The sequence below is a fragment of the Paenibacillus jepli genome, from assembly GCF_047238105.1.
GTDB lineage: Bacteria > Bacillota > Bacilli > Paenibacillales > Paenibacillaceae > Paenibacillus_D.
Genome location: NZ_JBDFMD010000001.1, coordinates 7,130,064 through 7,142,792 on the forward strand (window position 1 = coordinate 7,130,064; position 12,729 = coordinate 7,142,792).

13 protein-coding genes are annotated in these 12,729 nt (G+C 52.8%); 8 read left to right on the plus strand and 5 right to left on the minus strand.

Translation table 11 applies throughout. The annotated features are described in order from the left end of the window. The first annotated feature begins 1 nt into the window (after position 1). The 4 genes from ABC336_RS30570 to ABC336_RS30585 all read left to right on the plus strand — a co-directional run bounded on the left by ABC336_RS30570 (position 2) and on the right by ABC336_RS30585 (position 2,662). Positions 2-733, plus strand: coding sequence for an ABC transporter permease (locus ABC336_RS30570; RefSeq protein ID WP_413242265.1), 732 nt, complete (start codon positions 2-4; stop codon positions 731-733). Then, the gene (locus ABC336_RS30575; RefSeq protein WP_413242266.1) at positions 730-1,416 is read left to right on the plus strand and encodes an ABC transporter permease; all 687 of its coding nucleotides are present in this window, start codon (positions 730-732) and stop codon (positions 1,414-1,416) included. Before ABC336_RS30570 ends, ABC336_RS30575 begins: the two co-directional genes overlap by 4 nt. Before the next feature lie 423 nt (positions 1,417-1,839). Continuing rightward, positions 1,840-2,031 carry a hypothetical protein gene (locus tag ABC336_RS30580; protein WP_413242267.1) on the plus strand — a complete coding sequence of 64 codons (192 nt, stop codon included), beginning with the start codon at positions 1,840-1,842 and terminating at the stop codon, positions 2,029-2,031. Between the two features lie 211 nt (positions 2,032-2,242). Beyond that, entirely contained in the window at positions 2,243-2,662 is a 420-nt protein-coding gene (locus ABC336_RS30585) for a hypothetical protein (protein ID WP_413242268.1), read from the plus strand. A gap of 127 nt (positions 2,663-2,789) precedes the next feature. Here ABC336_RS30585 and ABC336_RS30590 read toward each other — a convergent pair whose 3' ends face one another. From ABC336_RS30590 to ABC336_RS30600, 3 genes are all read right to left on the minus strand, one after another. Then, the gene (locus ABC336_RS30590; RefSeq protein WP_413242269.1) at positions 2,790-3,575 is read right to left on the minus strand and encodes an ABC transporter permease; all 786 of its coding nucleotides are present in this window, start codon (positions 3,573-3,575) and stop codon (positions 2,790-2,792) included. Continuing rightward, positions 3,572-4,546: an ATP-binding cassette domain-containing protein gene (locus ABC336_RS30595; protein ID WP_413242270.1), complete on the minus strand. Its 975-nt coding sequence runs from the start codon at positions 4,544-4,546 to the stop codon at positions 3,572-3,574. Before ABC336_RS30595 ends, ABC336_RS30590 begins: the two co-directional genes overlap by 4 nt. 225 nt (positions 4,547-4,771) lie before the next feature. Then, complete coding sequence (locus ABC336_RS30600) at positions 4,772-5,731, minus strand: MraY family glycosyltransferase (protein ID WP_413242271.1); 960 nt, start codon at positions 5,729-5,731, stop codon at positions 4,772-4,774. Positions 5,732-5,899: 168 nt separating this feature from the next. Here ABC336_RS30600 and ABC336_RS30605 point away from each other — a divergent pair, with 168 nt between their 5' ends. Beyond that, positions 5,900-6,532 (plus strand): type 1 glutamine amidotransferase family protein, encoded by a 633-nt coding sequence (locus ABC336_RS30605; protein WP_413242272.1) that lies wholly within the window; start codon positions 5,900-5,902, stop codon positions 6,530-6,532. A gap of 116 nt (positions 6,533-6,648) precedes the next feature. Here the strand turns inward: ABC336_RS30605 and ABC336_RS30610 are convergent, their stop codons facing one another. Together ABC336_RS30610 and ABC336_RS30615 are read right to left on the minus strand one after the other, a co-directional pair. Beyond that, a complete protein-coding gene (locus ABC336_RS30610) occupies positions 6,649-7,056 on the minus strand; it encodes an RICIN domain-containing protein (protein WP_413242273.1) in 408 nt (135 codons plus the stop codon). 29 nt (positions 7,057-7,085) lie between these two features. Further along, positions 7,086-8,687 (minus strand): sialidase family protein, encoded by a 1,602-nt coding sequence (locus ABC336_RS30615; RefSeq protein WP_413242274.1) that lies wholly within the window; start codon positions 8,685-8,687, stop codon positions 7,086-7,088. Between the two features lie 140 nt (positions 8,688-8,827). Here ABC336_RS30615 and ABC336_RS30620 point away from each other — a divergent pair, with 140 nt between their 5' ends. The 3 genes from ABC336_RS30620 (at position 8,828) to ABC336_RS30630 (ending at position 12,681) form a co-directional block, all read left to right on the plus strand. Further along, positions 8,828-9,886 carry a GntR family transcriptional regulator gene (locus ABC336_RS30620; RefSeq protein ID WP_413242275.1) on the plus strand — a complete coding sequence of 353 codons (1,059 nt, stop codon included), beginning with the start codon at positions 8,828-8,830 and terminating at the stop codon, positions 9,884-9,886. Positions 9,887-10,122: 236 nt separating this feature from the next. Further along, complete coding sequence (locus ABC336_RS30625) at positions 10,123-11,208, plus strand: substrate-binding domain-containing protein (protein WP_413242276.1); 1,086 nt, start codon at positions 10,123-10,125, stop codon at positions 11,206-11,208. 99 nt (positions 11,209-11,307) lie between these two features. Next, on the plus strand, positions 11,308-12,681 hold the full coding sequence (locus tag ABC336_RS30630) for an ABC transporter substrate-binding protein (RefSeq protein ID WP_413242277.1): 1,374 nt from the start codon (positions 11,308-11,310) through the stop codon (positions 12,679-12,681). Positions 12,682-12,729: the final 48 nt, after the last annotated feature.

Here is a 12,729-nt window from a genome sequence, read left to right on the forward strand (position 1 = left end):
AATGCGTGTACTCTCAACGATTCCGTATACTATGCTGAGACTGTTCCGCAATTATATTGTGTTGCTTCTGCTGCTCGTCATGCCGATCTTGCTTATCACGTTGTTTAACTTTTTACTCTCCGGCCAGGTCGCCGAAGACGGTACGCCTTATTCATACAATAATGCACTCACGATGGTGCTGGTGTTCCAGCTATTCGGCGGCTCCACCGTCATGCACTTTATCAACAGTGATCTTTTTACGGACAATCGGGCGAGATTTTTCGCGGTTCCCTTCAATAAAACGATGTACGCTTTTTCGGTTCTGCTGTGCGGTTCATTCTTTTCGATCTTACTGGGAATCATGCTCATGATTTACACCCAGTTTGTGCTTGGCTTGGTGTGGCAAAGCTGGGGATGGATGATTTATCTCATCAGCTTGATGTCACTCCTCTCCAGTATCATTTGTGTCATCTTTACCTGTATCGTCAAGAAATTCAAGCTTGCTGAGCGTTTAAGCGAGGTATACGGTGTCGGATTCGTCGTGCTGGCAGGACTGTTTTTTCCAATGCCGGACAACGCGGTGTTTAACTTTCTCGGCTCTTACGGCAACCCGTTGACCTTGGCGATTGGAGCGATCGAGGACAGGGGGCGGGGGAACCTGACGGAAGCCTGGTTTCAGACCAATATCCTGCTCGCTGCCATCGTGGTTCTATTCGTGGTCATGCTCGCTGTAGGAAGGAGAAGATTAAGGTGACCATCTTTTATTTCGCGCTAAAAAGGAGCTTTGGCAATCTGACCAATCTGATTTTTCTTACGATAGCTCCGATCGCCTGTATTTTCTTCCCTTCCGGCGAGTATTGGCCCCATTTGCCTTACGGCTATCAATATTTCGGCATTATCATCTTGTTTACTTCTATCCGTCTGACGACGATCATCCTGGATGACCGGGCCAAAGGCGTGGTTAAGCGGCTATCCGTCGCTCCCATTAGCTATCTTCGTTATCTGGTTCAGAATTTGATGGCGTACGCGGTTATTATGGTATTCCAATGTCTGATTGTCATTGCGGGAGGCTTGGCATGGGGGCAGGATCTACACCGGCCATGGGCCTTGCTCCTCCTGTTCATTTCCTTCAGTATTACGGCGCTGGCGATCGCTCTTGCCTGGATTTCTTTCTATCGAAGCAAGGAAACGTCATTTCTGATCTATATGTCGCTCATTTTCTTCGTGGTGATCATGGGCGGCGTGATGATCCCTTTGGAGATATTTCCCGAGGTTCTCAAGCGTGCCGCTGTAATCCTGCCCACGTATTGGCTTGCAGAGGGGATGAATTGGGTGGCACTGGGTGGAGAGACGTCCGAATTTGTGCTAACCAACGGAGTATTATGGCTGTACGCCATCATCTTCCTGATCCTTGGCAGCAAGCGTAAAATGCAATAATAACTCTTTTAATTAATGATATTAAATATTAAATGCATTAAATTGAAATTCGTCTAAAAATCAATTGATTTTATCGGGGTCTTCATGTACAATCTTTTCAAATTCATCTAATATCCAAATGCAAGGAATGGAAAGAGTAGTTGCATGGAGTCGTTTTAGCGAGCCGGCGGGTGGTGCGAGGTCCGGTACGACGATACGCAATGAATGGGTCCATTGGCTTCAATCCGAACTTCGCTCTGCGGACAGTAGGCGTTGACGGCATCCCACCGTTATCCAAGGGAGCCCTGTTAGTCGTCTTGACAGGTAAGAGCGCGGCCTTCGGCCGAATTCGGGTGGTTTCGCGGAGCTAAACACTTCGTCCCTTTTGGGATGAGGTGTTTTTTGCGTTGAGGGGTCAATGGGATGAGCCCATGCTGAACTCTCATGGATGCTGGAAACCCAGGCAAGCCAGCGGTCAGCAATCTGATCGAGATCTACGCCGTATTCGCTGACGAAGCGGTCGAGACGATCGAGAACAGATATGCCGGGGTAGGCTACGGCTCGTTCAAGCAGACTTGGCTGATGTGGTGGTGGAGCGTCTCATGCCGATCCAGGAGCGGTTCAGAGAGATTATAGCCTCGCAGGAACTGGATGAAGTCCTGAAGCGTGGAGCGCAAAAGGCGGCGGAACGGGCTCACGACACTCTTGTACGTGCCAAACAGGCGATGGGTATTGTAACATTTTAAACGAATAGTAATAATAAATGATCATCGTTTCCAGCGCTGGGTGAGCGGCCACATGGTAAAATGGTTATGAGATTCCTTGTTAAAGGCAGGTGATGGTTAGGATGGATCTGCACCCAATCGAAATAATGGCTTCGTCCGCTTTCATCATCGTCCTGCTTCTAGTAACGCTCTTCCTGCCGAAGAAAGTACGGAAGCTGGCCTTGGCAGGTGTCGGAGCGATGCTTGTGTTGCTGCTCGTGTTATTCGCGGTTCGGCCGTACTACATCGATCACCAGGTTGCCCTTAAGACCGAACAGCTCGATCAGCATCTGCAGGATCGGTATCCCGGAGAATCATGGGAGATATCCAGACAAGAGGGGAGGCACAATAACCCGTATCGACTTCAGGTCCGGTTTAGTAATGAACAGGACTGGATCTACATCTACCGGATTACGGAGGGGAAGCCCGTCTGCCAGACGTCGTGGGTTCCGCCGGAAGGCAAATTCCCGGATGCGGGGAAGCATTATGAATCCTGCAGCTGATGGCGCTTACTGGGGACTCATCTTGTTGATAGACCATTATTGGGTATTTACGGTTAACTGCCTATAAGAATATAACCGCAGGGCCAAAGACCTTGCCCGTTCGGACAAGACCTTTGGGCTTGCGTCATTACTCATTGCCTTTGATGCGGTACAACCGGAACGTGAGCGGCGCGAATACGGCAATTAATGCCGCGCAGCCCGCAAATAACCAAAGCAGATCGCTGGCTTCTGCTGTTCCGTGGGCGAGACCTCTAACTCCGGTGGCAGCAAGACTTAACGGATTATACTCCACCATCGGCCGCAACCAGCCCGGCATCGTGGATGAATCGACGAATACATTACTGGTGAACATGAGCGGGTACAGAACAAGGTAAGTAGACGTGGTCAGCGCCTCTGCCTTCTGGATGATCACCCCCAGACAGGCGAAGATCCAACTGACGCTAAAGGCAAATAAAACGACAGCCAGCAGAGCCAGCACAAGCCCGACCGCTCCCGCCTCAGGACGGAAACCCAGCAGCATGCCGATGCTTGCTGTAGCTGTAACGGCTAGCACATACCTCAGCACATCAATGGCCATGGCGCCGATAATAGCCGCCGGTTGCCAGAAGGGCAGTGTACGGAAGCGGCTGAACACGCCTTTGGCAAGATCGCTTTGGATCCCGATCCCGGTGTACACTGTCATCGTGGTTACCGTATAGACCAGCATGCCCGGGAGCAGGAATTGCAAATAGGTGCCGGTAGATCCGGCGATGGCGCCGCCAAAGAGAAAGGTAAAGATCAGCAGGAAGATGACAGGAAAAACCAGCGTGTCTATAAGCACGTACACGGGAATTTTCATGGTCTTCGTGAGAGATCGCCATGCAAAGGTTCGAATCGCCGACATCATGCTCGGTGCCAAGGTAGGAGATTTCATTGAATGACCTCCTTTTCCTTAGATGCGGACTCATCAGTCGAGGGTCGTCCGGTCAGAGCAAGGAATACTTCATCCAGACTGGGCTGTCCGATCGAAAAATGGCTGTGTGAAATGCCTGCGCGCTTCAGCTCAATCAATGCCAGCGCGGCATGTTCGGGATCATCGGATCTGACGCTAAGCATCGCCGGATCTGAACCGAAATGAAGCTCGTTATGAAATACCTTGCCAAGAACCGCCGCTGCAGCCTCGCGTTGTTCTGCCAGGTCTATCCGCACTTGGACGCTGCCTGAGCCTACAGATGCTTTCAATTCGGCTGGTGTTCCCTCTGCGATAACCATTCCATGATCAAGAACCGCAATCCTGCCGGCCAGTTGATCCGCTTCCTCCAGATACTGGGTGGTTAGCAGAACGGTTGTACCCTGGCCGACAAGTCTTCTGACGATCTCCCACACTTGGCCGCGGCTGCGAGGGTCCAAGCCGGTCGTGGGCTCATCGAGGAAGAGCAGATCCGGTGTCTCGATCATGCCGGCCGCGATATCGACCCGTCGCCTCATCCCGCCTGAGTAACTGGTGACCGGGCGGTCTCCAGCATCTGTGAGACCGAATATCTGTAGCAGCTCGTCCGCGCGGCTTCGGGCAGCCTTCCTCCGGTACCCCATCAACCTGGCGATCATCATCAGATTTTCTTTCCCGCTGAGGTCTTCATCCACGGATGCAAATTGACCGGTGAGACTGATTTTTCTGCGGATCGCAGATGCTTCCCGCTGAACCTCCATGCCCAGTACTTTTACGGAGCCTCGTGTTGGCCGCAGCAGGGTAGAGAGGATCTGTACCAATGTTGTCTTACCTGCCCCGTTGGGTCCCAGTACCGCAAATACACTGCCTTGCTTGACCTTCAGGTCAATTCCCTTCAGCACTTCATTCGTTCCGTAGGATTTGCGCAGATCCTTTACCTCAATCGCCATCGTCATGCTTCACATCAACCCTCTCTAGACACTTTTTCTTGGAACTACTCCAGATTACAACATTGATGCAAATGCGAAGGTTAAAGAGAATTTGCAGCCAATTTGAGAAGACTTTGTGAGAGAAATCGACCATGTAACTTGAAGCTTTTTCATAATGATCCTGAACGATAAATCTAAAAAACCCGGGCATCCACTTCTATGAAGTGAATAACCCGGGCTTGCTCTCTAAGTCTAGCTCTGTGCCAACAGCAAGATAATAGAGGAGAGGCATAGACATGTACTGACCAGATAGAGTACGCCAACGACCTGTTTATGGTTGAGCCCTGCCCGCAGCAGCCGATAGTGAGCCTGGCTGGCATCCGCCTCGTATACGGCTTTGCCCTGCATGAATCGCCGGACGACGACAAACAGATTGTCGAAGATCGGCACACCGAGCGCGAGGACAGGGATGAACAGCGATAACACGGTTGCTTGCTTGAACGCGCCATCCAGTGCGATGACGGCGAGGATGAAGCCGAGGAAGGTGGCCCCGGAGTCGCCCATGAACACTTTAGCTGGCGGCTTGTTATACTTCAGATAGGCGAGCGTCACACCGACCAGGATGATCGACATGAGCGCCGAGTCCGACTGACCCTTGGCCAGTGCCACCACGAATAAAGTCATCGCAGAGATCGCTGCAAGCCCGCCGGCGAGACCATCCATGCCATCAGAGAAATTGATCACGGTCGTCACGCCAAAAATCCAAAGTACAGTAAGGATGAATTGCAAAATGACAGGTAGCGTTATGTATTCAGAGGTCAGCGGATTGTAGAATCCCGTAAATGCAATGCCGGAGGCGTACACCAGCACGGCTGCAGAGACCTGAACAATCAGCTTGGGCAGCGCCGGAAAATCCTTGCCCTTCGTCTTATACCAGTCATCGACCGTGCCGATCGTCAGCAGCAGGATGCCCCCGGCAACCAGTGCGGCTGTCTCCATGGACAGTTGTTTCGTTAAAGAGACATAAGCAAGAAAGAAACCGGCAAAGATCGCATAACCGGCCGTGAGCGGAATCGGCTGCCGGTGCAGCTTGCGCTCCACGCCTTCCCGGGGCTTGTCCACAAAATCAAGCCGGTGCGCCAGACGGCCGAGCGGCGGAATTAGCAGCAAAACAACAAGAAAAGACATGATAAATGCTATCAAAAACACCATGACGTCCACGATTCACTCCTATCTTCCATTTCCTCCTAGTATACGTCACGGTTCTTGGCCTGTCATCAACATTAAAAGAAATTTACTAATCGATTTTATTCCCTGACGTTAGCTGTCAGGGAAGTTGTTTTAAGATAGGCCTATCAAATGTGATGGGAGTGTTAGTAGATGGAAACAAAAAAGGTATATCTTTATGTATTTAATACTATGTCAGATTGGGAGTATGGATATTTGATTGCTGAACTAAACTCAGGAAGATATTTCAAAAAAGGTGCAGTCCCTTTATCAGTAGTTACAGTTGGAGCTGACAAAGGAATGGTTAGGACGATGGGGGGACTAAACATCGTTCCAGATCTTTCACTTGATGAATGTTCCCTTGCGTATAAGGATCTTTTAATATTACCGGGAGGGACTACCTGGGGAGAAGATATTCATCAACCGATTTTGATCAGAATTGGCCAAGCCTTAGAGCAGGGCACGATCGTTGCTGCCATTTGTGGTGCAACAGAAGGCCTTGCCAATATGGGATATCTGGATTCTAGAAATCATACAAGTAATAACCTGGAGTATATTAAAATGGTATGTCCAAATTATAAAGGCGAGCAGTTTTACGAAGCGGGACCTGCGGTATCTGATGCGAATCTAGTTACCGCCTCAGGGGTAGCTCCTCTGGAATTTGCGATGGAAGTCCTTAATACAATAGATGTATTTACACCAGATACATTAGATGCTTGGTATAACCTAAACAAGACTCAACAACCTGAATATTTCTATCAACTGATGAATTCGATAAACAATTGAGTAACTGAAGTACGTCGAAGGAGTAAGCTTTTGTGGCCGTGTCGCAGCGCCAACCTTGCTTCAACAGAAGCCCGTATATTCACGTATACGGGCTTCGGCTTGTTATGAAGAGGTCTTTAATTGAGCTGAATCAGCTTCCACTTCTGGGCAGCATTGTTCAGGTCCGTCCAGATCTGCACGTTGGTCCCGTTTGCACTGCCGCTGCCCGCGACATCGAGTGCTTTGCCGCTATGCTTGTTAATCAGCTTGTAATTGCCGCCGCCGGTGTCCATGAGCTGCCAGAGCTGGTTGTCAGCGCCTGTATCGTCCCAGATCGTGACGTTGGCGCCATTGGCGGTTCCCCAGCCGTCCACTTCCAACGCTCTACCGCTGTGCACGTTGATTAGCTTGTAATAGCCGCTACCCGCGTTTATTAAGGTCCAGCGCTGATTGGCGCCGCCGTGGTCATCCCAGATCGCAACATTCGAGCCGTTCGCTGTTCCCCAGGCATCCACCTCCAACATCTTCTCGCTATTCGGATTCATCAGCCGGTACGTCTTGCCAGGCGCGATGCTCATATATTGCGGTAAAAGGCGACCTGATCCACATCCGCCCATTGTGTGGAGGCGCTATTGGCGGTGTAAAAACCGATCGTCGCCTTGCCGTTCGTCACTTGAATATCCGGAATCGTAACCTGTGTCCATGCCGTTGTGACTGGACACGCTGTCTGGCGCAAGGCGCCTCCATAATCTTTGACTTCCATAATGCAGCTGGTCTGGCCGCCGCTGCTGCGCATGCGCGCAGTCATCGTGTAGACGCCGTCATCGAGCCCCGTAATCGTCTGCCCGATATAGGCGCTGGCCGGGCCGCTCGTGCCCGCCAGTCCGATAAAATAAGCCCCGTGAGCCGCAGGAATTCCGACGCCGTCATTGGCCCCATGGATATGGATCCGCTGCGGGTAATCGTCGCCGTACGTCGTCCAACCGGTCACATTGGCCGTTTCAAAGCTGGGGTTGTTCACCAGATTGGTCTGTGCCGGCGTCATCGTATGTCCGAACCGGAGATAGATACCGCTTGCCGGATGGGTAGCACTGGTGATAGCCACGACACGCGTCGAGTCGACGGTCATCAGCGCATTCCAGTTCGAAGAGGCGGTGTCGGAGACAGGGAAGACGTTGTACTTGTGCTCCCAGGTCGCCCCGTTGTTCGAGCTGATCATGGTGTGCATCGACGTATAGGGATCTCCCGTATTCGCGCTGCTCTCATCCGTCTGAAACGCTGCAATCAGCCGGCCATCTGCAAGCTTGGCGATGAATGGCGCGCCTGCTTTTTTGCCCGTGCTGTTCGGGACGTAAAGGGTTTGGCGGGGCCCTGACCAATCCCAGCCGTCTGCCGAGATTTTGAACTTGATGACGAACGGGTGTCCGGGGACATCGGACGCTTCGAAAACCATCATATAGCGGCCGTCATTCATCCGGGTGATGACCGGCATGCCGTCCCGGGATCCCGCTGCTACGCCGTCGCTGAGCGTCGTACGTGCGCCCCAGCCGCTGCCGGTCCAAGGCTTCATATACAGATTCTGTTGACCGGTGGTACCTACGGCGGCGGGGCTATCATCGGCATATAGTACGGCAATCGTGCTGCCGATCATCTCCAGATGAGGTTCCCACACTCCCTTGAACGAGTTTGCGGTAGCCGAAGCGATCTGACCGCCCGGCAGGTCGCTCCAGGTGTGGCCGCCATCCGTGCTTCTGCGCACATGAAGCGATGTATCGTAGACCGAGCCTGTCTGCACAACATGGCGATAAGCGAGCCAGATCTCGCCGCTCGGCAGCACCAGCATCTGACCGTTGCCGACATTGCCGTCCGGGCGGCTGACCGCGGTGACCGGTGCGCTCCAGGTGTGGCCGCTATCTGTTGTGCGCGTCACCACGATTCGCGTATGGCCGCCGCCAGCATTCGTATCAAAGGACATGAGCCATTCATTGGGACTGCGCTTGACGATGCGCGGGTACCAGACACCGCCGGACGGCGGCGTATATACGGTAACCGAATCGCTTGCCCAAGCCAGGCCCGATGACGCGGCATACACCCGGGGGGAGGGGACCAGTACAGACAGGCAGGCGAAGGCGACAATCCCAGCGAGGGACATGCGCAACATTTTTTTGACCATCATTAAAACCTCCTTAGCCATTCATTTATTTTGGAAAGCGCTTTCTCGTGTGAATTGTAACGCAAAGGTGCTAAAATAAGATATACTAAATAGCGGATATTTTTGCGCAAGATACCTGATTCCAACGGAACGAGGAGCCTAAAATGCACCCATTATATAAACGCATACAAGAGGAGATCCGGCAGCGGATCCGCTCTGGCGAGCTAAGACCAGGCGATATGCTGCCTTCGGAGAAGACACTCGCCGCTCAATATAATGTAAGTCAGATTACGAGTAAAAACGCCCTCAACGGTCTGGTGGAGGAAGGACTGCTGGTACGCTTCCGCGGTAAAGGAACTTTTGTGCGCGAGTCGGATGCCCGTTCAGTCGAGAAAGGACAGGGAGCCAGCGAGCCTCAGGTGTCCGTAGCGCTCATCCTGCCTACGATGAAGACCCGGGTCGATCAGCGTCTGCTGGATGCACTGGAGAAATACGCATCGGCTGCCCAATATGAGTTATTGATCCGCATCACTAGAGAGTCACAGCGTGAGGAAGCCCGGGCGATCGAACGATTCCGCGACAGGGGAGTGAACGGTTTTATCGTATTCCCGGTGGAGCAGGAGAATTATAATGACGCCATCCTGAGGCTGTCGCTCGACCGGGTGCCGCTCGTCCTGATCGACCGGTTCCTGAAAGAAATCCGTACCTACAGCGTAAGCTCGGATAATACCGGCGGGACCTGTGAAGCGATCTCAGCGCTGCTCTCCGAGGGCCATCGCCGGATCGTCTACATATCAACAGAGATCGCTAACACGGTAACAGAGGAACGTGCCAAAGGCTATGAGAAGGCGTTTACCCGGCAAGAGCTTCCGATCGACAAGACCTTATGGTGTCTGCTGCCGTTGGCTACGATAGCCGAGGGCGAGGCCCGGGCAGCGATCCGACAGTTTCTTGGGGAGCGCCAGGACGTGACGGCTGTATTTGCTGCTAACGCAGAGCTTGCAAGGGATGCACGCCACGCGATCGATACCTTATGGTCTGCGGAGGAGGCCGCGCCAAAACTGGTCTCCTTCGACAATCCCGATCTGGTCGGTACGCCCTATATTAGCCAACAGGAAGACAAGATGGCCAGCGTAGCTGTCCAATTGCTTTCGGAGCAGTTGGGGGGCGTCCATGAGCCAAGACGTGTTGTCGTCCCGGTTCATTATCATCCGCACGCATAAGCTCGTGCCGTATCCGTTTCATCTGATGGACTGCCGGCTTCCTGACTGGAAGCTAGGCAGTTTTTTTTAATTTATAAGAATTTATATGTTTCACACGTATATCAGCTTATAAATCTCCGGAATGAAACTTGCGACGCCGCCAAAAGACGGCGTAGCTGTTTCACCTTGTTTACATCCATGATTAAAAGCATAATAATATATATAAATATACTAAGCATAAAGTAGGTGAGGTCATCTTGAAATCTCTACCGCTCTATAAGCAGATCCAACAGGACATCCGGCGGCTCATCACAATCGGGCGGCTGCGAGAAGGCGATCGCGTGCCTTCGGAGAAGGAGTTGGCCGAGAAGTATAGAGTGAGCCAGATTACGAGTAAGAATGCCCTGCTAGGGCTGATGGAGGAAGGACTGCTCGTACGTATCCAGGGCAAAGGAACCTTTGTGCTAAGCCGCCCCGAAGCCGCACTGGAGCTGGATCCGCGTGCCAGTATGGGAGCGCTCGCATACCGCAGCGGCCGCATCGGACTCGTCTTGCCGACGATGAAAACCAGGGTCGATCAGCGCATCCTGGATTATATCGAGAAGCATGCTACCGCTGCCGGTTACGAAGTGCTGCTGAGGATCACCCGGGAGTCCCAGCAGGAGGAAGCCAGTGTCATCGCTTCATTCCTGAAGCAGGGCGTCGACGGTATCATCATCTTCCCGGTTGAGAACGAGACCTATAACGATTCGATCCTGAGGCTGTCGCTGGATCGCTTTCCTTTCGTGTTCATCGACCGATATCTGAAAGGGATCAAGTCTTATAGCGTCAATTCGGATAATATCGGAGGCGCACGCGAGGCTGTTGAACGGCTGCTGGCAAAAGGGCACTCCGCCATCGCCTTCATCTCGCCGGAGATCACCAACACGGTGACGGAGGAGCGGGCGCTTGGTCTGGAGCAGGTGTTTCTGGAACGGCGGGCGTCTATTGATAAAACACTCTGGTGCCTGCTGCCGCTTGATAATATTGCCTCGGGCCGGGCCGAACAGACGATGGCTGCCTTTCTGGCAGACCGCCCGGAAGTGACCGCGATGATCACGGCGAATACGGAGCTCTGCCACTACGCCTGGAAAGCGGCTCATTCGCTGGGCAGACCAGTGCCCGGCGAGCTGGAGCTGGTTACCTTCGATTCCCCGGATCTGCCGGGAATCTCGTATATCCGCCAGAATGAGGAGGAGATGTGCCGATTGACGATGGAACTTCTAGTGGAGCAAATCAACGGCAAGTATGAGATGCGACGGTTGATTGTTCCCGTAGATTATGTAGAAGCTCCGAAACTATAATTTTATACTAAATAAGAGATATTAAATTATATTAAGTTATAATAAAATTTCATTGTAAAGCGCTTTCAAATATGACATTGGAAAGAAGAGGGGATTCTTGTGAAGCGAAATGGCATGTGGATGGGATCAGTTGTGTTATCGGGGATGTTAGCACTTACCGCTTGCAGCGGCAACAATGCACCAGAGAACACTACGGCACCGCCATCCGGTACCGACACTCCGCAGAACGTATCGACAGAAGGGACAAAAGAGCCGGTTACGATCGAATTCATGGGTCATGGCAATCCAAATGAGAAAAAAATCTTCGAAGCGTTGATAGCGGCCTTTGAAGATGAGAACCCCAATGTTACGGTGAAGTACACCTCCGTACCGCCGGGAGAATACTCGCAGAAGCTCACGACGCTCGTCAGTTCAGGCAAGGCTCCAGACGTATTCTATGTAGGCGGCTCGGAATTTTACCGGTTTGCCGAAGCCGGTACCCTGCTGAACATCCAGTCTCACCTGGATCAGACCGACCTGTTCAATCCCGACAATGTATGGCCGCAGGCGCTGGACCGCTACCGTTATGACGGATCAAGCGTCGGCGCAGGCGATCTGTACGGATTGCCCAAGGATGTCGGGCCGTGGGCCTTCGTCTACAACAAAACCTTGTTCGATGAGGCGGGCATCGAGCCGCCGCCGGCGGAAGCGGGCGCCTGGACATGGAATGAGTTCCTAGATGCAGCTAAGGAGCTGACCGTGGACGAGAATGGAGACGGCAAGCCTGACCAATATGGCGTAGGCGCTTACAGTCTGGAATCCGCTGTGTGGGCCAATGGCGGCCAATACATCGATTATGAAAGCGGCACAGTGCTCGTGGATCAGCCTGAATTCTACGAAGCGATGCAATTCGTGGCTGACTTGTCGCTTAAGCACAACGTAAGTCCAAACCAGGAAGCGGAGCAGGCACTCAACGCCTATACACGCTTCCTGAATGGCAAGCTTGCGATGTTTGCGATGGGGCCATGGGATCAGCCGGCGTTCTGGGAGCTGCCGTTTGAGTGGGATATCGCAGCCTGGCCGGCCAGCCCGTCGACTGGCGAGACGGCTACCTGGCTCGGCTCGATGGGCTTCGCGATCTCGGCAAAATCCGCGCATCCGCAGGAAGCGTTCGACCTGGCGGCATTCCTGTCGCTGGATGAAGACGGACAGCGTGAGAACTACCAGCTCGGCCAAGCGGTGCCCAATCTGATCGACATGGCAACTGGCGAATTCATGGAGAGCGATAAGGCGCCGGCTACCCGTCAGGTGTTCATCGACATCATCCAGGACTACGGCCGTGCCGATGTGCCAGCCTACTCCAAGGACACCCAATGGCTGGATACGTTCTTGCAGGACGCGAGCAAGGTATGGAATGGCACAATGTCGGCTCAGGATTTCACCGCTGAGATCAAGCCGAAGCTGCAGGAGCTCTACGACAAAGGCAATAAGTAAGACTGCAGGGGAGCGGCGGGGTGGTCCCGCCGTGATCCTCTCTTATGG